The organism is Burkholderia sp. 22PA0099 (genome assembly GCF_047497165.1).
GTDB lineage: Bacteria > Pseudomonadota > Gammaproteobacteria > Burkholderiales > Burkholderiaceae > Burkholderia.
This window is the reverse complement of sequence record NZ_CP163164.1, coordinates 684,533-708,594: the sequence shown is the minus strand read 5'-3', so window position 1 is coordinate 708,594 and position 24,062 is coordinate 684,533. Positions and strand designations below refer to the sequence as shown.

The 24,062-nt window shown below is 66.9% G+C and carries 18 protein-coding genes and 2 pseudogenes; 8 read left to right on the top strand and 12 right to left on the bottom strand.

Features of this window, described 5'->3' with window-relative positions:
* Positions 1-54 precede the first annotated feature (54 nt).
* Positions 55-1,539 carry a TolC family protein gene (locus AB4851_RS03150; protein ID WP_414448385.1) on the bottom strand — a complete coding sequence of 495 codons (1,485 nt, stop codon included), beginning with the start codon at positions 1,537-1,539 and terminating at the stop codon, positions 55-57.
* A 233-nt stretch (positions 1,540-1,772) separates the two neighbouring features.
* Here AB4851_RS03150 and AB4851_RS03145 point away from each other — a divergent pair, with 233 nt between their 5' ends.
* The 6 genes from AB4851_RS03145 (at position 1,773) to AB4851_RS03120 (ending at position 9,279) form a co-directional block, all read left to right on the top strand.
* Positions 1,773-2,435, top strand: coding sequence for a response regulator (locus tag AB4851_RS03145; RefSeq protein WP_414441013.1), 663 nt, complete (start codon positions 1,773-1,775; stop codon positions 2,433-2,435).
* Positions 2,432-3,826, top strand: coding sequence for an ATP-binding protein (locus AB4851_RS03140; RefSeq protein ID WP_414448384.1), 1,395 nt, complete (start codon positions 2,432-2,434; stop codon positions 3,824-3,826). Before AB4851_RS03145 ends, AB4851_RS03140 begins: the two co-directional genes overlap by 4 nt.
* A 213-nt stretch (positions 3,827-4,039) precedes the next feature.
* Entirely contained in the window at positions 4,040-4,549 is a 510-nt protein-coding gene (locus tag AB4851_RS03135; RefSeq protein ID WP_414448383.1) for a sigma-70 family RNA polymerase sigma factor, read from the top strand.
* 4 nt (positions 4,550-4,553) lie between these two features.
* Positions 4,554-5,543 carry a FecR domain-containing protein gene (locus AB4851_RS03130; protein ID WP_414448382.1) on the top strand — a complete coding sequence of 330 codons (990 nt, stop codon included), beginning with the start codon at positions 4,554-4,556 and terminating at the stop codon, positions 5,541-5,543.
* Positions 5,544-5,954: 411 nt separating this feature from the next.
* Positions 5,955-8,495 carry a TonB-dependent siderophore receptor gene (locus AB4851_RS03125; RefSeq protein ID WP_414448381.1) on the top strand — a complete coding sequence of 847 codons (2,541 nt, stop codon included), beginning with the start codon at positions 5,955-5,957 and terminating at the stop codon, positions 8,493-8,495.
* Positions 8,496-8,508: 13 nt separating this feature from the next.
* A complete protein-coding gene (locus tag AB4851_RS03120) occupies positions 8,509-9,279 on the top strand; it encodes a hypothetical protein (protein WP_414448380.1) in 771 nt (256 codons plus the stop codon).
* 114 nt (positions 9,280-9,393) lie between these two features.
* Here the strand turns inward: AB4851_RS03120 and AB4851_RS03115 are convergent, their stop codons facing one another.
* Positions 9,394-10,755 (bottom strand): MFS transporter, encoded by a 1,362-nt coding sequence (locus AB4851_RS03115; protein WP_414448379.1) that lies wholly within the window; start codon positions 10,753-10,755, stop codon positions 9,394-9,396.
* Between the two features lie 290 nt (positions 10,756-11,045).
* Between AB4851_RS03115 and AB4851_RS03110 the strand changes: the two genes are divergently transcribed.
* Positions 11,046-12,623 (top strand): aldehyde dehydrogenase (NADP(+)), encoded by a 1,578-nt coding sequence (locus AB4851_RS03110; RefSeq protein ID WP_414448378.1) that lies wholly within the window; start codon positions 11,046-11,048, stop codon positions 12,621-12,623.
* 91 nt (positions 12,624-12,714) lie between these two features.
* Here AB4851_RS03110 and AB4851_RS03105 read toward each other — a convergent pair whose 3' ends face one another.
* Positions 12,715-12,891 carry a hypothetical protein gene (locus AB4851_RS03105; RefSeq protein ID WP_414448377.1) on the bottom strand — a complete coding sequence of 59 codons (177 nt, stop codon included), beginning with the start codon at positions 12,889-12,891 and terminating at the stop codon, positions 12,715-12,717.
* Between the two features lie 188 nt (positions 12,892-13,079).
* On the opposite strand from AB4851_RS03105, the gene trpS reads away from it, so the two are divergent.
* Entirely contained in the window at positions 13,080-14,147 is a 1,068-nt protein-coding gene (gene trpS, locus AB4851_RS03100) for a tryptophan--tRNA ligase (protein ID WP_414448376.1), read from the top strand.
* Between the two features lie 57 nt (positions 14,148-14,204).
* Here trpS and AB4851_RS03095 read toward each other — a convergent pair whose 3' ends face one another.
* The 9 genes and pseudogenes from AB4851_RS03095 to AB4851_RS03055 all read right to left on the bottom strand — a co-directional run bounded on the left by AB4851_RS03095 (position 14,205) and on the right by AB4851_RS03055 (position 23,696).
* Positions 14,205-15,359 carry a porin gene (locus AB4851_RS03095; protein WP_414448375.1) on the bottom strand — a complete coding sequence of 385 codons (1,155 nt, stop codon included), beginning with the start codon at positions 15,357-15,359 and terminating at the stop codon, positions 14,205-14,207.
* Positions 15,360-15,584: 225 nt separating this feature from the next.
* The gene (locus AB4851_RS03090; RefSeq protein ID WP_414448374.1) at positions 15,585-17,267 is read right to left on the bottom strand and encodes a GMC family oxidoreductase; all 1,683 of its coding nucleotides are present in this window, start codon (positions 17,265-17,267) and stop codon (positions 15,585-15,587) included.
* A 32-nt stretch (positions 17,268-17,299) separates the two neighbouring features.
* Positions 17,300-18,516, bottom strand: a pseudogene (locus AB4851_RS03085) (mandelate racemase/muconate lactonizing enzyme family protein).
* A complete protein-coding gene (locus AB4851_RS03080) occupies positions 18,516-19,823 on the bottom strand; it encodes an MFS transporter (protein ID WP_414448373.1) in 1,308 nt (435 codons plus the stop codon). The pseudogene AB4851_RS03085 and the gene AB4851_RS03080 overlap by 1 nt, the downstream one beginning before the upstream one ends.
* A 123-nt stretch (positions 19,824-19,946) precedes the next feature.
* The gene (gene aldA, locus AB4851_RS03075; protein ID WP_414448372.1) at positions 19,947-21,371 is read right to left on the bottom strand and encodes an aldehyde dehydrogenase; all 1,425 of its coding nucleotides are present in this window, start codon (positions 21,369-21,371) and stop codon (positions 19,947-19,949) included.
* A 201-nt stretch (positions 21,372-21,572) separates the two neighbouring features.
* Positions 21,573-21,821 carry a hypothetical protein gene (locus AB4851_RS03070; RefSeq protein ID WP_414448371.1) on the bottom strand — a complete coding sequence of 83 codons (249 nt, stop codon included), beginning with the start codon at positions 21,819-21,821 and terminating at the stop codon, positions 21,573-21,575.
* An 86-nt stretch (positions 21,822-21,907) separates the two neighbouring features.
* Positions 21,908-22,198 (bottom strand): annotated as a pseudogene (locus AB4851_RS03065) (hypothetical protein); the annotation flags it as partial.
* Between the two features lie 481 nt (positions 22,199-22,679).
* Positions 22,680-22,946, bottom strand: a complete 267-nt coding sequence (locus AB4851_RS03060) for a hypothetical protein (RefSeq protein ID WP_414448370.1) — start codon at positions 22,944-22,946, stop codon at positions 22,680-22,682.
* Between the two features lie 501 nt (positions 22,947-23,447).
* The gene (locus AB4851_RS03055; protein WP_414448369.1) at positions 23,448-23,696 is read right to left on the bottom strand and encodes a hypothetical protein; all 249 of its coding nucleotides are present in this window, start codon (positions 23,694-23,696) and stop codon (positions 23,448-23,450) included.
* Between the last annotated feature and the right edge of the window lie 366 nt (positions 23,697-24,062).

The following is a 24,062-nucleotide window of genomic DNA, read 5'->3' as shown; positions in this document are numbered from 1 at the left end:
GGCGGGAGGGCGCGCGGCGCGGCCGCGCATCGGTCGGCGCTTAACGGGCAGCATTCAACGGGCGGCTAGCGGCGGCTCGGTATCGGTCGGGGCGTGGATGGTTGGCGATCCTGAAGAATCGGACTGCGCACCGGGGTCGGGAATCGCCGCGCCGAGCATCGCCTGCAGGCCGATCCGTTGCTCGGCCAGCGCTTCCTGCTGGGTGGCCGCGTCGATGCGCCGGACCAGCGCGGCGGTGGCGGCATCGGTCATCTGTTGCAACGTGATGTCGTGCGTGGCGTAGGCGCTGCGCGCGCGTTGCCCGGCGGCGTCGAGTGCGGGCAGCGCCGCTTCGGCACGCGCCAGTTGCGCTTCCGACAGCGCCGTGTCGGCGCGCAGGTGCGCGATGTCGGCGTAGGCCGCGTTCAGGCGCGTGGCGTATTCGTCGGCGAGGCGCTGGCGGGTGGCCGTCTCGATCGCGATATTGCCGCGATTGCGATTGAACACCGGCAGCGAGAAGTTGATCTGGAAGCCGCTCGAATAGATCTCCGAGGTATCGCGCGAGCGGTTGAAGCCCACCTGCAGGCTCGGGAACTGGTTCAGCACCGCCGCGCGCAGCTTCTGCTCCTGCGCGGCGTAGCCGGCCTCCAGCGCGATCAGGTCGGGGCGGCGCGACGGCAGCGCGGCCACGGCGGCATCGAGCGTCGCATCGGGCAGCGGCGCGATCGTGTCGCTGCCGGTCAGCGTCAGCGTCACGTCGGGCGCGAGGCCGAGCAGCAGGTTCAGATCGTGATGCGTCTGCGCCTGCGCGTGGCGCATGTCGTTCGCCTGCCTGGTGGCGTCGGCGTAGGCCAGTTGCGCGGCGGTGGCCACGTCGTCGGTGGTGTCGTGGCGCGCGATCGCGCGTTGCGTCTGGTCGAAGCGGGTGCGGGCCAACTCGCGCTGCGCGTCGAGCAGCGGCAGCATCGCCGCCTGGAAGCGCGCCTTCACGAACAGTTGCTTGGCCTGCACCACCACCTGCCATTCCTGCCACAGCAGCGCGAGGTTGGTCTTGCGTGCGGCGGCGTCGGCGGCCTTGCGGTTCGCGCCGCGCGTGACGATCGCCATCACGTCCATCGCCAGGCCATACGCGAACGCGCGGCCCAGTCCGACCTGGCCGGGGTAGTCGCTCGACACGCTGATCTGCGGGTCGGGCAGCAGGCCCGCCGCGAACGCCTGCGCGTGGGCGATGCCGAGATCGTCGCGGGCGAGGCGCAGGTCGGGGTTGTTGGCCACGGCCAGCATCGCCACTTCGTCGATGTCGAAGCCGTCGCTCGGGTCGAAGCGATGCGCGGCGAGCGCGGGCGAGGGCGAGGGCGAGGGCATGGCGGCCGGATCGATGGTGAGGCGGGCGAGGCCGGCGGTGGTCGTGAAGCTGGCTTGCCGCGCGAGCGGCTGCGGCCGGTACGACACGCAGCCGGCCGTGAGCAGCAGGCACGCGGCGGCCAGCGCGCCGAGCGTCCGCCTGGCGTGACGGTGCGGTTCGGGGCGGCGCACCGGATGAGGACGGACTCGGGGCAATCTGGGCTCCTTGGGATCGGTGATGACGAGTGGCGGATTGTCGGAGGGCCAGCATTAAGGGAGCCTTAACAATCGGTGCCGGGTCGCGGCGGCGCCACGGGTGCGACAGCGCGCCGCTCGGGCCCTTGGCGCGGGGCCGGCGATGCTAAGGCGGCGCTAAGGATCGGCTGCCTAAGATTCGTGTTTATCGAGCGCCCGAGTTGCGGGCGCGACATGTTTACGGAACAGGCACCATGCGCGTATTGCTCGTCGAGGACGATCCGCTGATCGGCAGCGGACTGGAAGAAGGACTCCGCCACGAAGGCTTCGCGGTGGACTGGGTGCGCGACGGCGATGCCGCCACGCTCGCGCTGCGCACCACGCCGTACGGGCTGCTGCTGCTCGATCTCGGGTTGCCCGGCAAGGACGGCCTGGCGCTGCTGACCTCGCTGCGCCGCCGCGACGATGCGCTGCCCGCCATCGTGATCACCGCGCGCGACGCCGTGACCGACCGCATCGCCGGGCTCGACGCGGGCGCCGACGACTATCTCGTCAAGCCGTTCGTGCTGGAAGAACTGCTGGCGCGCATCCGCGCCGTGAACCGCCGCCACGCGGGCCGCGCGCAGACCACGCTGTCGGCCGGCGCGTTGCGGCTCGATCCGGCGCGTCATCAGGTCTGGCTGTCGGGTGACGAGGTCGCGCTGTCGCCGAAGGAATTCGTGATGCTGCACGAGCTGATGGTCGAGCCGGGCGCGGTGATCTCGCGCGAGCAGTTCGAGGAGCGGCTCTATAGCTGGGGCGAGGAAATCGAGAGCAACGCCGTGCAGGTGCATATCCACAACCTGCGCAAGAAGCTCGGCCATGTCGCGATCCTGACGGTGCGCGGCGTGGGCTACCGGATCGGCGAGGCGGCATGAGCGCGTCGCCCGTGCGCCGGCTCGTCACGTCGCTGCGCGGCCGGCTGCTGATGTGGCTGCTGCCCGCCGCCTGCGTGGTCGGGTTGCTGGCGAGCGCGGGCACCTACTGGGCCGCCGTGCGCGAACTCGATTTCCTGCTCGACGACCAGTTGCGCAGCGTGTCGCAACAGGTGGAGATCAACCAGCATGGCCTGCCCGCGTTCGCCGGCCACGGCGCCGCGGCGGCGCCCGCGCGCAAGCTCAACGACGCCGACGACGTGGTGCTGCAACTCTGGCGCGACGGCCAACTGGCGTTCACGACCGACCCCGGCATCGTGCTGCCGCCGCCCGGCCCGCCGGGGTTGGCGACGCTCGACGCCAACGGACAAAGTTGGCACACCTACATACGCGAGAGCGGCGGCACGATGATCCGCGTCGCGCAGCCGCGCACCGCGCGCTGGGATGCGCTGGCGCGCATCGCCATCCATCTGCTGTGGCCGGTGCTCTCGCTGCTGCCGCTGCTCGCGATCGCGCTGTGGTTCGGCATCGGCTACGGGCTGCGGCCGTTGAAGATGATCGCGGAAGGCCTGCGCCAGCGTCACGCCACCCACCTCGATCCGCTCGATACCGAAGCCGTGGCCGACGAGGTCAAGCCCCTGGCCGGCGCGATCAACGATCTGCTCGGCCGGCTCGACGAATCGTTCACGCTGCAACGGCATTTCATCGCCGACGCCGCGCACGAGCTGCGCACGCCGATCATGGGCCTGTCGATCCAGGCGCAATTGCTCGGCCGCGCGACGAGCGATGCCGAGCGTGCGCGCATCGTCGCGCAGATCCAATCCGGCGCGACGCGGCTCGGCCATCTCGCCGAACAGTTGCTGACGCTGGCGCGGCTCGAACCGCGTCACGGTCCCGATGCGCAGGCGGCCGCGCATGGCAGCGTGGATCTCGCGGCGCTGGCGCGCTCGGTGGTCGGCGATCGCGCGCGGCTGGCCGATGCGCAGCAGGTGGATCTCGGCGCGGTGGGCGAGGGCGCGCTGCCGGTGCCCGGCAATGCCGACACGCTGCGCGTGCTGCTCAACAACCTGGTGGACAACGCGATCCGCTATGCGGGCGCCGGCGCCAGCGTGGACGTGCGCACGCGCCGCGCCGCCGACGGCGTGGCCGTCATCGAGGTGTGCGACACCGGCCCCGGCATCCCGGCCGCCGAGCGCGCGCGCGTGTTCGAGCGCTTCTATCGCGGCGTGGGCGCGCAGGGCGTGGCCGAATCGGGCAGCGGGCTCGGGCTGTCGATCGTCAAGCGCATCGCCGAGCAGCATCACGCCTCCGTGCGGCTCGGCGACGGCCCGGCCGGGAGCGGGCTGGCCATCGAGATCCGCTTCGACGGCGCGGCCGAAACCATCGCCGCCTGAGCCCCGCGCGGGCCGCCCGGCCCGTTTGTTGACGCGCCTTCCGTTCGCCAAGGCCGCCGCGCACGTCGTCCGACACCGCCCTTACGCCTGTCTCGTCCTCGCCGCAACACCCCGGCATCGTCAGATTTATTTCGAGATATTTATTGTTGTTGTATATAATAATCATTCTCATTTACCTGATGAAACGCGTTACGCCCAGCCCGGGAACGTCCGATGTCGGCCAACAAACTGCTCCTGCACAGCGAAGTCGATGCGCTTTACAGCGGCCATCACGCATGGCTTCAGCGCTGGCTTGGCCGCAAGCTCGGCTGCGCGCATCGCGCCGCCGATCTCGCCCACGACACGTTCTTGCGCCTGCTCGCGCGCGAGGAACCGATCCGCGCCGAGGAGCCGCGCGCGTTCCTGACCACCGTGGCGCAGCGCGTGCTGTACAACCACTGGCGGCGCGAGCAGCTCGAACAGGCCTACCTGGAAGCGCTGGCTGCCCAGCCCGAGCCGGTCGCGCCGTCGCCCGAGACGCGCGCGCTGCTGCTGGAAACCCTGCTCGAAATCGACCGCCTGCTCGACGGCCTGCCGGTGGCCGCCAAGCGCGCGTTCCTGCTGGCCCAGCTCGACGGCCTGACGCAAGCCGAGATCGCCGCCGAACTGGGCATCTCGCTCGCCACGGTCAAGCGCCATCTGGTGAAGGCCGCCGCGCAGTGTTTCTTCGCGATGGCAGTGTGAGCCGATGAGCCTCGACGGACGGCCGGCGATCCCGCCGGACATCGCGCGGCGCGCGGTGCAATGGTGGGTGGATCTGCAAGACGGCGGCGCGCGCGACGCGGCGCTGCAGGCCGGCTTCGAGCGCTGGCGCGCCGAGCATCCGCTGCACGAGGCGGCCTGGCGGCATATCGAAACCATGCAGGGGCGGCTGTCGCGGCTCGCGGCCGGCGTCGACGCCGGTGCCGCGCGCGCGGCCCTGTTGCCGGTGCGCTCGCCGCGCCGGCGCGCCGCGATCAAGGCGTTGACGCTGCTGGTGGCCGCCGGCGGCGCGGCCTGGTCGCTCGATCCGGCCGAGCGCTGGACGCTCTGGAACGCTGACTGGCGCACCGCCGTGGGCGAGCGGCGCAGCGTCACGCTGGCCGACGGCACCCTCGTGATCCTCAATACCGACAGCGCGATCGACGTGCGCTTCGACGTCGCCTCGCGCCGCATCGCCCTGTTGCGCGGCGAGATCATGGTGACGAGCGGCCACGAGGCGCGCAGCCCCGCCCGCCCGCTGGTGGTGACCACGGCGCAGGGCGAACTGACGCCACTCGGCACGCGCTTCGCGGTGCGCGACGAGGCGGCCGGCGTGCGCCTGAGCGTGTTCGAGGGATCGGTGCGTGCGCAACCGCTTGATGCCGGCGCGGCCTCGCGCGTGATCGCGGCCGGGCAGCGCACGGAGATGGCGCACGACGGCGTGGCCGCGCCGCGCCCGCTCGACGCTTACGCGGGCGCCTGGACCGGCGGCTCGCTGGTCGCCACCCGGATGCGGCTCGCCGATCTGCTGGCCGAGCTGGCGCGCTACCGGCACGGCTATCTGCAATGCGACGCCGCGATCGCCGAGCTGCGCGTGTCCGGCACCTATCCGCTCGACGACACCGACCGCGTGCTCGACACGCTCGGCGCGACGCTGCCGATCGAGGTCGACCGGTTTACGCGGTATTGGGTGCGCGTCGTGCCGGCGCGCGGTTGAGGCGAGCCGAGGGCCGCGGAGCCGCCAGCCGAGGCTGAAGCCGCAAGCCGCGAGTCGCAAGCCGCAAGCCGCAAGCCGCGAGTCGCAAGCCGCAAGCCGCAAGCCGCAAGCCGCAAGCCGCAAGCCGCAAGCCGCAAGCCGCGAGTCGAAGCCGCGAGTCGAAGCCGCGAGTCGAAGCCGCAAGTCGAAGCCGCAAGTCGAAGCCGCGAGCTGAAGCCCGAAGCCCGAAGCCCGAAGCCCGAAGCCCGAAGCCCGAAGCCCGAAGCCCGAAGCCGGTTTACGGCCACGTTTGCTCCGGGCCGTTTCACCCTCCCCGAAAAATATTTTCGACATCCTGAGCTGTTTTGTCCGTCTCGCGTGACAGGGAAAGGAAAGCACGTTTCTGCCCATCGTTTCCCGATTCATCGACCCATGCACCCGACCCGTACCGCCCGGCCGCCGCGCCCGTTTTCCCTCGTTCCGTCGCGCGGCGCCGCCGTGCGCCTCGCCTTCGCGCCGAGCCGCGTGGCCGGCCGGCTCGCGGCCGTCGTGCTGCTCTCGGCGCTGGTGCCGCCCGCCGCGATGGCGGCCGGCGCTACGGCCAATGCGGCCGATGCCGCCGATGCGCCCGCCGTCGCGTCCGCCGGCGAGCGCAGCTACGACATCCCCGCCGGCCCGCTCGAAGGCGCGCTGAACCGCTTCGGTCACGAGGCCGGCATCCTGCTCGCGTTCCCGGCCTCGCAGGTGGCCGGGCTGCAGAGCGCCGGCCTGCATGGCCGCTACGCGGTGCCGCAGGCGCTCGGCCAGTTGCTGTCAGGCAGCGGCCTTGCCGCGCAGCGCCAGCCGGGCGGCGGCTACACGCTGGTGCACGGCGCGCAGAGCGGTGCGGCGGCGGCCGGCAACGATTCCGCCATCGCGCTCGCGCCGGTGCAGGTGCGCGACCGTGGCGTCAAGGCCGACAGCTACCGCCCGCAGAAGGAAGCCGGCGTCACGCGTTCGGAAGCGTCGCTGCTCGACACCGCGCAGGCCGTCAACATCGTGTCGGCGCAGGTGCTGCGCGATCAGAAACCGCGCAACCTCGACGACGCGCTCGGCAACATCAGCGGCATCACGCAGGGCAACACGCTGGCCGGCACCCAGGACGCGATCATGAAGCGCGGCTTCGGCGACAACCGCGACGGCTCGATCATGCGCAACGGCATGCCGGTGGTGCAGGGCCGCGCGCTGAACGCCACCGCCGACAGCGTCGAGGTGCTCAAGGGGCCGACCTCGCTGCTGTACGGGATCATGGATCCGGGCGGCGTGATCAACGTGGTCGGCAAGGTGCCGCAACTGACGCGCTCGAACACCGTGTCGGCCACCGGCGAAACCTACGGGCACGGCAAGAACGGCGGCGAGATGATGCTCGACCTGACCGGCCCGATCGGCGACACGCGGCTCGCCTACCGGCTGATCGTCGATCATTCCGACGAGCAGTACTGGCGCAACTTCGGCACCAGCCGCGAGACGCTGGTGGCGCCGTCGCTCGGCTGGTACGGGCGCGATACGCAGGTGGTGGTGTCGTACGAGCACCGCGATTTCCTCTACCCGTTCGACCGCGGCACCGCGCTCGACCCGCGCACCAACGCGCCGCTGGCGATCCCGGCGCGCGAGCGGCTCGACGAGCCCTGGAACAACATGGTCGGCGCGTCGAACCTGTTCCAGATCCAGGCCGACCACCAGTTCAACGCCGACTGGAACGTGCACGTGGGCTACAGCTACAATCGCGAAACCTACGACGCGAACCAGGTGCGCATCACCGCCGTGAACACCGCGAAGGGCACGCTCTCGCGCAGCGACGACGCCACCCACGGCGCGGACAGCACCGACAGCTACGGCATCGCCTACGTCAACGGCAAGGTGCGGCTGGCCGGCATGCGTCACGACCTGCAGTTCGGCATGGACAGCGAATATCGCAGCATCTACCGCGCCGATCTGCTGCGGCAGGCCGTGTCGATACCGTTCAGCTATCTGAACCCCGTGTACGACCTGATCCCGCCGTCGTCCACCATCTCCGCGCCCGACAGCGACCAGACCGACCGCCTGCACAGCCTCGGCCTGTTCGCGCAGGACACCGTGCACCTGACCGACAAGTGGATCGTGACGGCCGGCGTGCGCTTCATGCGCTACAGCGAGCTGGCCGGCAAGGGCCGCCCGTTCGTCGCCAACACCGATCTGAACGGCACCAAGTGGCTGCCGCGCGTGGGCGTGGTGTACAAGGCCGCCAACTGGTTCTCGCTGTACGGCAACTATTCGCAATCGCTGAAGCCCACCTCGTCGATCGCGGCGCTGTCGTCGGGCTTCACGATCAGCGGCGCGACGCCGCCCGAGCAGGCCACCGCGTACGAAGTGGGCGCGAAGCTCGACATGCCGTCCGGCATGACCGGCACGCTCGCGCTGTTCGACATCGAGAAGAAGAACGTGCTCGTCTCGCAGTTCAACGACGTCACCAATCTGACCGACTGGCGCACCTCGGGCCGCGCGCGTTCGCGCGGCATCGAGCTGGACGTGTCGGGCAAGATCGGCGACAACTGGAACGTGATCGCCAGCTACGCCTACATCGACGCCAAGACCACCGAGGACCCGGTGTTCACCGGCAACCGGCTCTGGAACGTCGCGCGCAATACCGGCTCGATCGCGGCCGTGTACGACGTCGGCGCGCTGTTCGGCGGCGACGACCTGCGGCTCGGCGGCTCGGCGCGCTATATCGGTTCGCGCCCCGGCGATTCGGCCAACAGCTTCACGCTGCCGTCCTACGTGCTCGCCGACGCGTTCGCGACCTACGAGACCAAGATCGGCAAGCAGAACCTCAGCGTGCAGTTGAACGTCAAGAACCTGTTCAACCGCACCTACTACCCGTCGAGCGCGAACCGCTTTTTCGTGGCGATCGGCGATGCGCGGCAGGTGCTGCTGACCACCACGCTGCAATTCTGATCGGAGCATGACGATGACGAAGATGAGGAAACCGAAGGAATACGGCGTGGCGCTCGCGGGGCGGCGGCGTTGGCTTGGTGCGGCGGGGGCGTTGGTGGCGGGGTGGGTGTCGAATGCGGCGGTGGCGGCATCGTCCGTATCGTCCGCATCGCCCGAACCGGCCGGTGGCACGCGCGTGACGATGCTGGTTCAACTCGATGGACCCAACCTCGCGGTGGATCGGCAGATCGCGGCACACCTCGGCGGGCGCGGTTACGCGGTGCGGCTGGTCGATCAGGATGTGGCCGTGGCGGCGGCGTCCGATGCCGATCTCGTGCTGATCTCGTCGACCGTATCGGCGAAGGCCGTGCGCCCCGAGTGGCGTTATCTGGCCAAGCCGCTGCTGACCTGGGAGAACGATTTCCTCGACGATCTCGCGATGACCGGCAAGCGCCACGACGCCGATTTCGGCGAAACCGGCAAGGAGCGCTACCTGTGGATCGTCAACGCGCCGCATCCGATCGCGGCCGGGCTGCCGGCCGGCACGACCGACGTCTACCGCAAGCAGGCGCCGATGAGCTGGGGCAAGCCGGGGCTTGGCGCGGCGACCATCGCCACGGTTTACGGGCAGCCGGACAAGGCCGCGCTGTTTGCGTACGAGCGCGGTGCGACGATGGATTACGAATCGCTCGCGCCGGCGCGGCGCGTGATGTGCTTTCTCGACAACGACACGTTTCCGAATTTGTCGGCGGCGGGGATCGCGTTGTTCGATGGGGCGGTGGATTGGGCGGCGGGGCGACGGTGAGGTTTACGGCCGAATGATTGGCAGGCCGAAATGGCAAACGGACCGCGATGGGCGGTCCGTTTTCGTATGCAGCGCCGGTTGCCAGCTCGGGGTATTCCGGCTGAAGCGACGCCGTTACACCCCCGGCTTACGCAACGTCACCCGCGTAATATCCTTCACGATCACCAAATAACACAGCACCGTCACCAGCGCATTGAGGCCGACAAACACCAGCGCCCCATTGAACGAACCCGTCGCGCTCACCAGATAACCGATCACGATCGGCGTGACGATCCCGGCCGCGTTGCCGAACATGTTGAACAGGCTGCCCGACAGGCCGATCGCTTCCTTCGGCGCGGTGTCGGCCACCACGGCCCAGCCCAGCGAGCCCACGCCCTTGCCGAAGAACGACAGCGCCATCAGCGCGATCACCAGCGCTGCGCTGTCCACGTAGTTGCAGCCGATGATGACCATCGACAGCGCCATCCCGCCGATGATCGGGATCTTGCGCGCCCGGGTGAGCGACACGCCGCGCTTGATCATCCAGTCCGACAGCAGCCCGCCCAGCACGCCGCCGAGGAAGCCGCAGATCGCCGGCAGCGAGGCCAGCACGCCGGCCTTCAGGATCGACATGCCGCGCGACTGCACGAGGTAGATCGGAAACCAGGTCAGGAAGAAGTAGGTCAGCACGTTGATGCAGTACTGGCCGATATACACGCCGATCAGCATCCGGTTGCCAAGCAACTGGCGAATATAGAACCAGCCGGCCAGCCGCTCGGGGGCGCCGTCGGCGGCCACCGGCTTGCCGCGCGTCTCGATCACGCCGCCGCCCTGCTCGATGTGCTCACGCTCGGCCTGGTTCACGCGCGGGTGGTCCGCCGGGCTGCGCACGGCGCGCATCCAGATCACGGCCAGCACGATGCCGATCAGGCCCAGCCACAGGTAGACGTGATGCCAGCCGTACGCATGGGTGAGCCAGGCCATCAGCGGCGTGAACAGCACGGCCGCGAAATACTGCGCCGCGTTGAAGATGGCCGACGCGGTGCCGCGTTCGCTGGTGGGGAACCAGCTCGCGACCACCTTGGCGTTGGCGGGGAAGGCCGGCGCCTCGGCGATGCCGACGGCGAAGCGCAGCACGAACAGCGCCGCGATCGCGGCGGCGGCGCTGCCGGCCAGGCCGATCATGCTCTGCAGCAGCGTGAACAGCGACCACAGGAAAATGCTGCCCGCATACACGCGGCGCGCGCCGAAACGGTCGAGCAACCACCCGCTCGGCAACTGCGCCAGCACATAGGCCCAGCTGAACGACGAGAAGATGTAGCCCATCTGCACCGCATCGATGCCGAACTCCTTGCGGATCGCCGTGCCGGTGATCGACAGCGTCGCCCGGTCCGCGTAGTTCAGCGTCGTCACGACGAAAATCATCAGCAGAATCCAGTAACGGACGGCGGTCCGTTTGGCCGTGGTGGCCGGATTGGCGGTGCGGGTCGCTTCCATGAGTGTCCTGGCGAGAGCGCGAATCGGGAGTCGTTGCAGAGCGGGTTCCGAGACGATGCCGTTACGTGGGTGTAATGGTACGTCGTCGTACAACTGGGCAGTGTAGTAGGGCGACGTGACCGGAACCACTCGGGTTTTCCCTGGCCCTGTAAAAATCGTCAGCGGCTTTTGTGACAAGGCAATGCGCGTGACCGGGGTCGAAACGCGCGCGGCAATTCTTCTAGTCAGTCATCGTATCTGTTCGGCTACAATATGCGGCACGAACTTTTTTGGACTGACGGAGCATATCCATGCAATTGACAGGCGAAATGCTGATCGGCGCCGATGCCGTGAAGGGCACGGCAGGCACGGTGCAGGCGTTCAACCCGGCGCTCGGCGAAACCATTGCGGAGCCGGTGTTCGGCTCGGCCAACGAAGCCGACGTCGAGCGCGCCTGCGCGCTGGCGCAGGCGGCGTTCGACCCGTACCGTTCGGCGCCGCTCGACCAGCGCGCGGCGTTCCTCGAGGCGATCGCCGACGAGATCCTCGAACTCGGCGATGCGCTGATCGAACGCGCCCAGGCCGAAACCGGCCTGCCCGCGGCGCGCCTGCAAGGCGAGCGCGGCCGCACGGTCGGCCAGCTTCGCCTGTTCGCACGCGTGGTGCGCGACGGCCTGTTCCTCGGCGCGTCGGTCGATCCGGCGATGCCGGAACGCACCCCGCTGCCGCGCTCGGATTTGCGCCTGCAGAAGATCGGCCTCGGCCCGGTGGTGGTGTTCGGCGCCAGCAACTTCCCGCTGGCGTTCTCGGTGGCGGGCGGCGATACGGCTGCGGCGCTGGCCGCCGGCTGCCCGGTGATCGTGAAGGCGCACGAAGCCCACCTCGGCACCTCGGAGCTGGTGGGTCGCGCGATCCAGCGCGCGGTTGCCCGCACCAACATGCCGGCTGGCACGTTCTCGCTGATGATGGGCCCGGGCCGCGTGATCGGCGCCGCGCTCGTCAAGCACCCGGCGATCAAGGCGGTCGGCTTCACCGGCTCGCGCCAGGGCGGCCTCGCGCTCGTGAACCTCGCGAACGCACGTCCGGAACCGATCCCCGTCTACGCCGAAATGGCCAGCATCAACCCGTTCGTGGTGTTCCCGGCGGCGCTCGCGGCGCGCGGCGAGAAGATCGCGCAGGGCTTCGTCGATTCGCTGACGATGGGCGTGGGCCAGTTCTGCACGAACCCGGGCCTGGTGATCGCGATCGACAGCCCGGAACTCGACGCGTTCTCGGCAACGGCCGCAGCCGCGCTCGGCGGCAAGCCGGCCGGCACGATGCTCACGCGCGGCATCGCCGAAGCGTATTCGAACGGCCGCGCCAGGCTGCAGGGCGCCGACGGCGTGCGCCAGCTCGGTACGGGCGGCGCGGGCGAGAACGGCTGCGCGATGACGGGTGCGCTGTTCGACGTGGCGGCCGAAACGTTCCTGCGCGAGCACGCGCTGCGCGACGAAGTGTTCGGCCCGGCCTCGCTGATCGTGCGCTGCCGCGACCTCGCCGAAGTGGCGACGGTGCTGGAAGCGCTCGAAGGCCAGCTCACGGCCACGCTGCAGATCGACGAAGGCGACTACGACGCGGCCCGCACGCTGGTGCCGATCCTCGAACGCAAGGCGGGCCGCCTGCTGGTGAACGGCTTCCCGACCGGCGTGGAAGTGTGCGACGCGATGGTTCACGGCGGCCCGTTCCCGGCCACCTCGAACGCGATGTACACCTCGGTCGGCGCCACGTCGATCGATCGCTTCCTGCGCCCGGTGTGCTACCAGGACTTCCCGGAAGCGCTGCTGCCGGACAGCCTGCGTGAAGCGAACCCGCTCGGCATCGCGCGCCTGCGCAACGGCCGGGGCGAGTAAGGCCTGACCGGCACGCGTGGCGGCTTCGATGCCGCCGCGCGTGCCCGACGTTTCTTTAACGGCTTCGTTGCGGCGGCTTCGAAGCCGTTTTTTATGCGCGCGCCGGGGGCTGCCGGCAATCGTTGGCATCCCGAACGATCGACGCGTCGTTGGCGTCGAGGTGAGCCTCGCCGCTGGCCGTGCCGTGAGCCGCGTTGCGCGCCGCTTCCTTGCGCAATCCCGCGCCGCCCGCATGGGCGATCGCCGCGCCATGTCCGATCTGTGGCACGCTTGCGCGATGATCTTCCTGCCTTGCCTCTCTACGCATCGCTGGCGCCGCTCCTGACGGCGCGGCATCGTCTCACGCGTTACCCCTGACCTTGTCCGCCGCGGCTCGCCGGCCCGGCTCCGCAACTGCATTTGCATCTGCACCGGCCGACCCGGCGGCGCGGCGGCTTTTCCCCGGAGAAAAGCCCGATGTGCCCGACGTCCCTTCCTTCGGCATCCGCCGCGCGCCCCGTCGTGTTGACGGGCGACCGCCCGACCGGCCCGCTGCATCTCGGCCACTACGTCGGCTCGTTGCGTACGCGAGTGCGGCTGCAGGACACCCATCAGCAGAACATCCTGATCGCCGACACGCAGGCGATGACCGACAACGCGCACGATCCCGACAAGGTCCGCCGCAACGTGCTCGAAGTGGCGCTCGATTATCTGTCGGTCGGCATCGATCCGGCCAAGACCACCCTCTGCCTGCAATCGGCGCTGCCCGCGCTGGCCGAGCTGACGCTGCTGTACATGAACTTCGTCACGGTCGCGCGGCTGGAGCGCAACCCCACGATCAAGGACGAGATCCAGGCGCGCGGCTTCGGGCGCGACATCCCGGCCGGTTTTCTGTGCTACCCGGTGGCGCAGGCGGCCGACATCACCGGCTTTCGCGCGACGGTGGTGCCGGTGGGCGAGGATCAGGCGCCGCTGATCGAGCAGACCAACGAGATCGTGCGGCGGCTGAACCGCCAGACCGAGCGCGCGCTGCTGCCCGAGGTCGAGGCAATGATCCCCACGCTGGGCCGGCTGCCCGGCATCGATGGCAAGGCGAAGATGAGCAAGTCGCTCGGCAACGCGATCGCGCTGGCCGCGCCCGAGGATGCGATCCGCACGGCGGTGCGGCAGATGTATACGGACCCGAACCATTTGCGCGCGTCGGACCCGGGCACGGTGGAGGGCAATGTGGTGTTCACGTATCTCGACGCGTTCGACGACGACGTGGCCGAGGTCGAGCGGCTCAAAACGGCGTATCGCGCGGGCGGGCTGGGCGACATGGTGGTCAAGCGCCGGCTGGAGGAGCGCCTGCAGGCGTTCGTCGCACCGATCCGCGAGCGGCGTGCGCAATTGGCGGCCGATCCGGGTTATGTGGTCGAGGTGCTGATGCAGGGCACCGAGCGCGCGCGCGAGGTCACGCAGGCCACGCTCGACGTGGTGCGCGAGGCGCTCGGCACGTTCTCGATCGAGCGCGTGCGCGAGCAGTATGCGTCGCTGAAGGGATGAGGCATCGGCGCCGCGCCCGCGCCGCCCGGCTCGGGCGTCGCGCGGGCGCGGGCCGGGTCAGAACTTGTGACGCAGCGCGAGCCGCACGGCCACCTGGTTCGACGTCGAGGCGGGGCCGTCGGTGCCGAGCACGAAGCCCGAATCGAGGATCGAGTTCGTGCGGTTGCCCGTCACCTTCGACAGCGCGCCTTGCAGGTAGATGTCGGTGCGCTTCGACAGGTTGTAGTCGGCCATCAGCCCGATCGTGTGGATCTTCGGGCTGACGTTCTGCGCCGACGAATCGTATTTTTCGAGCGACAGCACGTATTCCGCGCCCACGAAGAACGACTGGCTCAGTTGCAGCATGCCGTTCAGTTCGAAGTTCTGGTATTTCAGCGCGTTGAGCGTGGTGCCCGGTGCGACGATCGCGGCCGGCGAACCCAGATAGATGTTGCCGGTGGGGTTCTTGTAGTTCGTGTTCGAGTACGCGAAGCCCACGGTGGCGATGCCGAACGTGTAGTTCACGCCCACCCCGAAGATGCGCATGCGCTCGGCCAGGAAGCTCGCGTCGTTGCTGGCGATCGCGCCGGCCGCCGTCGCGCCCGGATGGTTCGCCTGCAAATAGGCCGCCGCCACCAGCAGGCCGCCGCGCGTGTATTGCGCGCCGACGCTCCAGGTGCGGTCGTTCGCGAAGCCGGTGTCGTTGCTGAACGCGTACGCGCCGCCGAAGCGCAGGCCGTTGAAGTCGGGGCTGGCGTACTTGACGGCGTTGTCGAGGCGGAACGAGTTGTCGGTGTTGTCGTTGTCGTACGGGTGCGAGAACAGGTAGCCGGCCCAGTTGCCGTTGGCCGTGGTCGGCGCGAAGTAGTCGACCACCGAATCGTACTGGCGGCCGAGCGTCACCGTGCCGAGGCGCTTGTCCTGCAGGCCCACGTAGGCTTGCCGGCCGAACATGCGGCCGCCTTCCTGCGCCTTGCCCGAGCTGGCGTCGAAGCCGTTTTCGAGCTGGAACACGGCCGACAGCCCGCCGCCCAGATCCTCGTTGCCCCTCAGCCCCCAGCGGCTGCCCTGCGCATAGCCGCTGGCCATTTCGAGCGCGCCGCCCTTGCCGCCGATGTTGTTGGTGTAGTTGAGCCCCTCGTCGATCACGCCGTACAGCGTGACGCTGCTCTGCGCGAATGCCGGGGTGGCGACGGCCGCCGTGACGGCGAGTGCCGCGATGCGCTTTTTCATTTGGATCTCCGAATCGTTTTGTCTGTTGTCGTTCGATAAGGGCCGGGAAGCCCGGGCCGGGGTGCGATGCGGGCGCCGGCAATGGAACCGGCGCCCGCGGTCAGGCCGGCGCGCGGCGGGCGAGGCCGCGTGCCGGCAATCGGTCGCCCGCTGCCGTGCGCGCCGCGATCGCGGCGTGCACGGGTGTCTCCTGGGGGCGGGCGGGAAAAACGTTGAAGCGGGGTGTCAGCCGGCCATCGCGGTGGCGCGGGGGCTGGCCGTGCCCGATGCGGCTTGCGCGGCGGGCGCCGCGCGGGCGTCGTCGAGGATCAGGTCCGCGCCTTTCTCGGCGACCATCATGGTGGGCGCGTTGATGTTGCCCGAGGTGATGTTCGGGAACACCGAGGCGTCCACCACGCGCAGCGCGTCGAGGCCGTGCACCTTGAGGCGGGCGTCCACCACGGCGGTGGCCGGGTCCGGGCCCATCGTGCACGAGCCGCACAGGTGGTAGATCGAGCCGGATTGCTCGCGGAAGTACTGAAGGAAATCCTCGTCGCTCTGCACGGCCGGGCCGGGCGAGATCTCCTCGATCGTCATCGCGCGCAGCGACGGCGCCATCATCAGCTTGCGGATCAGCTTGCTGCCCTGCACGGCTTCGGCCAGGTCCTTCTCGGTATCGAGCGCGTTGATGCGGATCTTCGCGGCATCCTCGGCGCGGCCCGAGGCCAGTTCGATCGAGCCACGGCTGGTCGGGCGACACGGGTTGAAGGCGATCAGGAACCCTGAATACGGTTCGGGCTTGATGCTGGCGCGGTTGCTCTTCGGAATCCGGTAGGACAGCGGATTGAAATAGAGCTGGAGGTTCGGCTCGCTCTCGCCGCCGTCGCCACGGAAGAAGCCGCCGGCCTGGTTCACGCTCATCGCGAGCGGGCCGCGCTTTTGCAGCAGGTAGCGCAGGCCGATCTTCATCTTGCCGAACAGCGTGCCCATCTCGTCGTTGAGCGTCGGCCGGTTGGCCTTGAAGTAGAAGCTCACGCACAGGTGGTCCTGCAGGTTCCGGCCGACCGCCGGCAGTGCGTGCACCACCGGAATGCCGTGCTTGGCGAGCCTTACCGGATCGCCCACGCCCGACAGTTGCAGCAGCTTCGGCGTATCCACTGCGCCGGCACAGAGGATCACCTCGCGGCGCGCCACGGCGTGCTGCTCGCGGCCTTCGTGCGCGTACGCCACGCCGGTCGCGCGCTTGCCGTCGAAGCTGACGCGGCGCGCCAGCGCTTCGCTGACCAAGGTCAGGTTCGGCCGCGACAGCGCCGGATGCAGGTAGGCCACGCCGGCCGAACAGCGCTCGCCGCGCCTGGTGTTCAGTTCGTAGATGCCGGCGCCCTCGAAGTGCGCGCCGTTCATGTCGGCCGTGCTCGGCATGCCCAGTTCGCGGCAGCCGGCCAGGAACTGGTGGACGATCGGGTGCACGTCGTCCGTCATCGGCGTGATGTGGATCTTGCCTTCGCTGCCGTGCCATTGCGGCGCGCTGGCGCCGAGCGGGTGCGTTTCGAGGCGGCGGAAGTAGGGCATCACGCTGTCGTAGGACCAGCCGCTGTCGCCGCTGGCCTTGGCCCAGTCGTCGTAGTCGATGCGCTGGCCGCGCACGTAGACCAGCGCGTTGATCGCGCCCGAGCCGCCCACCACCTTGCCGCGCGGGCAATACAGCTCGCGCCCGCCCAGCGCCGGCTCGGGTTCGCTGTAGTACATGTAGTTGTACTTGCGGTTGTAGTAGGTCTTGGTGAAACCCACCGGCACCTTGAACCAGGGCGAAGCATCGCGCGGGCCGGCCTCGAGCACGAGCACCGTGTGGCGGCCGTCGGCGCTGAGCCGGTCGGCGAGGATCGAACCGGCCGAGCCGGACCCGACGATGATGTAGTCGTATTCCATGTCTTGCTTCCTGCTTCTGCGCGCGGCGGGCTTCAGCCCTTGGCCGGCGAGTAATCGTTGACGTCGGCGGGTTGGGCAGCCATCTGCAGATGCAGGCGCTTGCCCGTGTACGGCGTATGCGCGCGCACCACGTCCATGTTCAGCTCGATGCCGAGGCCCGGCTCGTTCGACGGGATGATGTAGCCGTCTTCCCAGCGGATCGGCGTCTTGACGACTTCCGAATGGAAGCCGCCCCAGGTCATGATGCTTTCCTGGATCAGGAAATTCGGCGTGCAGGCGGCGAGCTGGATGCTGGCCGCCGCACCCACCGGGCCGTTGTACAGATGCGGCGCGATCTGCGCGTAATGCACCTCGGCCAGCGTCGCGATCTTCTTCGCTTCGAGCAGGCCGCCCACGCGCCCCACGTTCATTTGCAGGATCGACGCGCCGCCGGCCTGCAGCAGCTTGTGGAATTCGTACTTGGTGGTCAGGCGCTCGCCGGTGGCGATCGGGATCGAGGTATGGCGCGCCACTTCGGCGATCGCCTCTTCCTGGCCCGGCGGCACCGGCTCCTCGAACCACAGCGGATCGTATTTCTCCAGCCGCTGCGCGAGCCGGATCGCCGACGACGGCACCATCTGGCCGTGCGTGCCGAACAGCAGGTCGGCCTTGCTGCCCACCGCCTCGCGGATCTTCCGGCAGAACGTCTCGCAGCGATCGAGCACCGCCAGCGAAAGCTGGTGACCCGAATACGCCGTGTACGGGCCGGCCGGATCGAACTTGACGGCCGTGAAGCCGCGCTTGACGTTCTCGGCCGCGCATTCGGCGGCGAGATCGGGGTCGTCGTAGTCGTACTCGCCCTGCGCGTTCTTCGGATACAGATAGGTGTACGAACGCAGCCGCTCGTGGATCTTGCCGCCGAGCAGCTCGTACACCGGCTTGCCGGCGGCCTTGCCGATGATGTCCCAGCACGCCATCTCCAGGCCGCTCGCGATCCCCATCATGGTCAGGTCGGGGCGCTGCGTGAAGCCGCTCGAATAGCAGGCGCGGAAGAAGCGCTCCACGTGGTGCGGATCGTGATCGAGCAGATGGCGCTCGAAGACGTCGCGGATCGCCGGGATCATCACGTCGGGATGGAAGGTGGCCGCGTAGATCTCGCCGACGCCTTCGATGCCGTCGTCGGTCTTGAGCTTGACGAACAGCCAGTACATGCCGCCGACGTGCGGCGGGGGACCGCCACGCTGAACGTTTCGAGTGAGACGATTTTCATCAGGATTCCTTCTGAGCAGAGAGACGGCGCTTGAGCATCACCGCCGCGCCCGCACCCACGAGGGCCACGGCGGCGATATAGCCGAAGTAGAGCTGATAGCCGGTGGCGCCCGGGAAGTTCTGGGTCGCGTAACCGTTGATGAGCGGGACGAACACGTCCGGCGAGTAGCCGAGCACCGAGATCAGGCCGATCGCGAGGCCCGAGCAGTGGGCCGGCACGCGGCAGTCGTCGAGCAGCGACCAGTACAGGCCGCGCACCGCGTAAGTCAGGATGCCGATGAACAGCACCAGCACCACCAGCAGCAATTGCGGCGTGGCCGCCGGCACCGTGGCGAGGCCGACCAGCGACAGCGCGGCCAGCACCAGCGCGCCGGCCAGCACCGAGACGCGCGACAGGCGGTCGCCGAGGTAGCCGCCGCCGATGCCGCCCACCGGGCGCATCCACAGCTTGAGCGTGGTGATGAAGCCGGCCGCCGTGGTGCTCAGGCCGAAGCCGCCTTCATGCAGGTAGGCCGAGAAGCTGTAGGTGGCCCAGAACACCTGGTAGCCGCAGAACACGATCGCCGCCACCAGCCACAGCGACGGGTTCGAGGCCAGCGTGCGCAGGTCGGCCAGCAGTGCGCCCGGGCGGGCCGTGGCGCCGCCGGATGCCTGCGTCGAGCGCGGATCGCGCACGAAGCCGATCGCCACGCCCAGCACGATGCAGATCACCGCATACATGTGCACGACCAGCTTGAAGCCGCTCGCGTCGGTGCCGTCGTGATGGCGCGTGACGTACGCGAAGATCGAGATCGCGATGGTGGCGAGCAGCGCCTCCACCAGCCCGCGGCCGCCGTCGAGCAGGCCGAAGAAGCGGCCTTGCTCGCTGGCGCCCGCGATCATGTTGACGCGCTTGATCACCGCCGCCCAGAACGTCAGGCCGGTGGTGATGCCCCAGCCGCCGAACACCATCATCAGCGTCGTGAAGGCCGGCGCGGTGGCGTAGACGAAGCCCAGCGCGCCGGTGCCGATCAACGAGAAGCAGATCAGGTAGCGTGGCGAGATGCGGTCGGCCAGCCAGCCGCTCGGCAGGTAGCTGATCAGGAACAGCGTGCCGAGCGAGGAATAGAGCAGGCCGAGCTGCACGTCGTCGATATGGAAGAACGTGAGCATCGTCGGCTGGTACACCTGCCGCAGGTACAGCATCGGGTAGATCGCGCCGGCGGCGGCCACCAGCAGCAGCAACTGGGTATAGCGTTGCGCGCGGCTCGCGCTCTCGGACGGGGCCGCGGCAAGCGCCGCGGCGGAAGTGGGGGTGTGCGCCGACATGGTCAGTTCTCCTGAGAAGACGGCGGCCGACTGCGGCGGCTGTCTCCGAATATTGTTGTGTTGTTGAGGTTGTAGTGGGGCGGCGTGCGTGTCAGGCGCGCGCCGCCCGTGGGTGCCGCATCGTCAGTAGTGCATGACGACGAGGCGGGTCTGGGTGAATTCGAGCATGCCGTGCTTGCCGTCGTCGCCGCCGAGGCCCGAGCGCTTCCAACCGGCGTGGTAGCCCTGGTACGGATCGGCCGGCGTGCGGTTGACGTAGAGTTCGCCCGCTTCGATGGCGTTCGCCACGCGCTGCGCGACGCGGTAGTTCTCGGTGTAGAGCACCGACGACAGCCCGTACTGATGGTCGTTCGCCAGCGCGATCGCTTCGTCCAGATCGCGGTAGCGCAGCACCGGCATGACCGGGCCGAAGCTTTCCTCGCGCACGATTTCCATGTCCTGGCGGCAGTTCGTCAGCAGCGTGGCCGGGTAGAAGAAGCCCGGGCCGGCCGGCAGCGTGCCGCCGGTTTCGAGCGTCGCGCCCTCGGCCACCGCGCGCTCGACCATCGCGTGCACGCGTTGTTGCGCGGCGGCGTTGGCGAGCGGCCCCATGCGGGCCGGGTCGTCGCGGCGGTCGCCGATCGTCACGGCCGCCATCTTCTCGCGCAGCAGCGCGACGAAGCGGTCGTGCACGCTTTCATGCACGTACACGCGCTCGATCGCCGTGCAGAGCTGGCCGCAATGGGTGGTTTTCGAGGCGACCAGCGCGGCGGCGGCCTGTTCCAGGTTCGCGTCCGGCTCGATGATGGCCGGCGTCTTGCCGCCCAGCTCGAGCGACGGCTTGGCGATGTTCGTCTTGCAGTATTCGAGCACGGTGCGGCCCGCGCCGACGCTGCCCGTCAGCGTGATCATGCCGACCTGCGCCTGCGTGCACAGCACGGCAGCCGTGTCGTGGTTCATCGCGAGGATGTTGACGAGGCCGGCAGGCAGGCCCGCCGCGTCGGCGGCGCGCGCCACTTCGAACGCCGAGCACGGCGTGTGGTTGCTCGGGCGCACCACTACCGCGTTGCCCGCGATCAGCGCCGGCGCGATCTTGCGCATCAGCGTGTAGATCGGATAGTTGAACGGGATCAGCGCCGCGACCACGCCGATCGGCTCGCGGTGCAGGAACAGGTTTTCGTTCGGGGAATCGCTCGGGATGATCTCGCCTTCGATGCGGCGCGCCCATTCGGCGTGATAGCGGGTGATCTCGGCGGCGTAGCGCGCTTCGTTGGTGGCGTCGCTGACGCTCTTGCCCGATTCGAGCGCGAGCGCCGCGCCGATCTGCGGCGCGCGTTCGGTGATCGCGTCGGCGAAGCGGCGCAGCGCCTCGGCGCGTTCGGCGGCCGGTTGCCGGCGCCAGGCGCGTTGCGCGGCGGCGGCGGCCTCGACAGCTTCGACGGCGTCGGCGGCCGAGGCGGCGCGCACGCGGCCGATCGATTCGCCGGTGGCCGGGTCGGTCACGGCGATGAAGCCGGCTTCGGCCGAATCCACGAACCGGCCATTGATGTAATTGTGTTCGTCACGCATGACTACGCTCCTCCTATTCCTGGCAGGTGAATTGTTGTCATGCGTGGTGGGCGCGGCAAGCGACGATTTTTATCGTCTAACTTGAGAAAAAGGAATGTTAGTAGGAGGGGAGGTTGGGGCGGGGCGCGCAGCGGTCGGCGTATAAACAGGCCGTTGACATGCCTCTCGACCTGACTCTGGGCGAAGCTGGGTTGATTGGTTCTATTGCTCGTGACTCTTTGAAGCCTCTTCTTTTTCTTCATTTTTCAGCGCGCGAAGTTCTTTTGCGAACTGATAGGTCGCTCCTCCGAACAACACTAGATAAATAGGGATGCCAGGTACAAGACCGGCGCCTCCCGCATTTTTGTAAATAGATATTGCAAGAATAATTAATGGAATGGACGATAGGGAAGTGTAGCCAAAAATAAATTTTCGATATATCTCTCTTCTCTTGGGAGATGCGAGTTTCATTTTGTTTGCCTTTCTTGCTGTGGTTTTGGATAATCGTTTGTGTCGGGCTCGGTAGTATCTGCATCCATGGATCAAATTATTTTCCAATTCGCGAGTTCGGTATCGCGCGACAGGGCCGCCGTGCTGTCCTTGCCGGTTGAGTAATCGGACTTCACATCGATCGTCGCCGGGCCGACCGCGGCGTGTGTCGTGCCGCTCGCGCTGTCGCTGGTATGCGCAAAGCTGGGCAGGCCGCTCGTCAGGGAAACATTCTGCGACGATGCCGAATACGACATCGTGTTCCGCACGTCGCCAAAACCGAAGCCGCCGGTTGTCAGCGTATTCGAATCTGCGGGCGCGGCGCTGGCGAGCATCGCGCCATTCAATTGCGCTTGGTTTCATTGTCGGACTTAAACCAAGGGCCAAACCTTTTCGGATCGTCACTCAAGATTCCAGCCTTGCGTAACGATTTAGGTAAAAATTTAATAAATGTGATCAATAGTGCAATAAAAAACGGAAGCCCAATTGCGAAAACTGAGATGTCGTCGCTTAATCCGATTGCTCTTCGGCATATTCCAATTAACATGGTCGTATAAAGTATGGCGCTTCCAATGGAGGCGCCCCCAATAAATCCAATTATTTTAATGGTTGCATAGAGTCGTCGCCAGTTCACTTTTCCTCCTTGGTGTGGCGGATGTCATTAATGACCGTCGCGCCCTTTGAGCCAACTCCATATAAAAGAATTCCCTGCGTTATGCCATAGGGTGCCGTCTGCTTAATGAAAGGAGTCAAGATATTGTTATTGATGTGTGGTACGGTTACTCCAAAATAACAATACGGATGTCGATGCCATCGAGAGAGCCGCTTTTAGCAATTCAATCATTTGAGCCATGGCCCGAATTCCTTCGGATCGTCGCTCAACATCCCGGCCGCACGCAATGGCTTGGGCAGATACTTCGCAAATAAAATGAACATAACGGTAAATGTGAGAGGCCCGATGCCAAAAAACGCAATGCTATCATTCCAGCCAAGCAGCTTTCTGCATATTCCGATTACCAGTGCCGTATTGCAGCCAGCAGTAGCAAGCGAAATCATGCTGACCATAATCCATATTTGCAGCGTCGCGTATAATCTGCGCCAGTTCATCTATGTCTCCCCGCATTTCGAATGTCATTAACAATTGCTGCCAATTTCTAACCAATTCCGATAAATAACGTAGCATGCGTTGTTTCATATGGTCAGGGCTGCCTAATAAGCGGCAACAAATTTACATTATTGATGCGAGAAATCGTAATGCCAGACATCGAAGCAGGGCGGTTCAGGCTATCGGCCACGCCCATATTGAGACGAATCGAAACCCTCAACTCAGCGACGGGAAATGTGGAATTAAATCCATCATAAGCAACGTTACCGTAACTGTTCGACACCACCTAGTTGAATCCCCAGCGCAACGGATTATCGTCATGAGTATTGGCGCCGTTATAGCGGTTGTGCGAGCCGCTTCCGCTTTCAACGACTTCGCTCATCCCGAAAGTCGCCGATCACCCACCGCACAACCAAGACCTGTCGTGCAAAGCTCCGCCCCAGTATTCGCCGCTATGCCGCTAACAACCATCTGGGCTACTGCTGATGTGTTTAACATAACTCCTACTGCTCGTTACTCTTGGAACCTTCTTCTCGTTCCTCTTGTTTCAGGGCGCGCAGCTCTTTGATGAATTGATACGACACCGCTGTGAAAAACGTCAGATAAACTGGGCCGCCGGAGAGAACCGGCTTCCAGCCTGCGCCCTGTGCTAGGGAAAATCCCAGCCCAACCAGAATCATTCCTGCTACTCCTGCATATGCAATCGCAACGCGGCGATAGAGTTTTTTACGTTTCGACATATAGATCGTCATTTCTTAATTCCTGAATTTTGTGAATTTTCAATAGTGGCTTGCATTGGCCCTGGCAAAATCTGAAGCAAATACTGCAAAGCTGTCCCCATCGGGCCAGGCATCATGCCTTCGGCAAAACTACCCGCTACACTGGTTCCCACGCCAATCCCCCCCGACAAATCCGGACTGATCGCCGTATTTAGAATCGCGGTCGTTCCATACGCCCCCGTTCCTGCAACCAGCGCGTTGTAGAAGCCGACAGCCGTTTGGGCTGCCGCAGACGTACCCAACATATTCAATGGCGCCGTCAATGGTGCAAACGCCGCCGCTATCCCGCCAGCCGATACCGCAGTCTGGTAATTCGGCTGATCCTTCGACAACCCGCTT

What these genes read in the sequence shown, in the direction of transcription:
- AB4851_RS03090 (WP_414448374.1), bottom strand. Translation starts at nt 17,267, where the DNA reads ATGGAATACGACTACATCATCGTCGGGTCCGGCTCGGCCGGTTCGATC.
- AB4851_RS03070 (WP_414448371.1), bottom strand. Translation starts at nt 21,821, where the DNA reads ATGAAACTCGCATCTCCCAAGAGAAGAGAGATATATCGAAAATTTATT.
- AB4851_RS03110 (WP_414448378.1), top strand. Translation starts at nt 11,046, where the DNA reads ATGCAATTGACAGGCGAAATGCTGATCGGCGCCGATGCCGTGAAGGGC.
- AB4851_RS03145 (WP_414441013.1), top strand. Translation starts at nt 1,773, where the DNA reads ATGCGCGTATTGCTCGTCGAGGACGATCCGCTGATCGGCAGCGGACTG.
- AB4851_RS03120 (WP_414448380.1), top strand. Translation starts at nt 8,509, where the DNA reads ATGACGAAGATGAGGAAACCGAAGGAATACGGCGTGGCGCTCGCGGGG.
- aldA (WP_414448372.1), bottom strand. Translation starts at nt 21,371, where the DNA reads ATGCGTGACGAACACAATTACATCAATGGCCGGTTCGTGGATTCGGCC.
- AB4851_RS03115 (WP_414448379.1), bottom strand. Translation starts at nt 10,755, where the DNA reads ATGGAAGCGACCCGCACCGCCAATCCGGCCACCACGGCCAAACGGACC.
- AB4851_RS03125 (WP_414448381.1), top strand. Translation starts at nt 5,955, where the DNA reads ATGCACCCGACCCGTACCGCCCGGCCGCCGCGCCCGTTTTCCCTCGTT.
- AB4851_RS03060 (WP_414448370.1), bottom strand. Translation starts at nt 22,946, where the DNA reads ATGAACTGGCGCAGATTATACGCGACGCTGCAAATATGGATTATGGTC.
- AB4851_RS03080 (WP_414448373.1), bottom strand. Translation starts at nt 19,823, where the DNA reads ATGTCGGCGCACACCCCCACTTCCGCCGCGGCGCTTGCCGCGGCCCCG.
- AB4851_RS03135 (WP_414448383.1), top strand. Translation starts at nt 4,040, where the DNA reads ATGTCGGCCAACAAACTGCTCCTGCACAGCGAAGTCGATGCGCTTTAC.
- trpS (WP_414448376.1), top strand. Translation starts at nt 13,080, where the DNA reads ATGTGCCCGACGTCCCTTCCTTCGGCATCCGCCGCGCGCCCCGTCGTG.
- AB4851_RS03140 (WP_414448384.1), top strand. Translation starts at nt 2,432, where the DNA reads ATGAGCGCGTCGCCCGTGCGCCGGCTCGTCACGTCGCTGCGCGGCCGG.
- AB4851_RS03055 (WP_414448369.1), bottom strand. Translation starts at nt 23,696, where the DNA reads ATGACGATCTATATGTCGAAACGTAAAAAACTCTATCGCCGCGTTGCG.
- AB4851_RS03095 (WP_414448375.1), bottom strand. Translation starts at nt 15,359, where the DNA reads ATGAAAAAGCGCATCGCGGCACTCGCCGTCACGGCGGCCGTCGCCACC.
- AB4851_RS03130 (WP_414448382.1), top strand. Translation starts at nt 4,554, where the DNA reads ATGAGCCTCGACGGACGGCCGGCGATCCCGCCGGACATCGCGCGGCGC.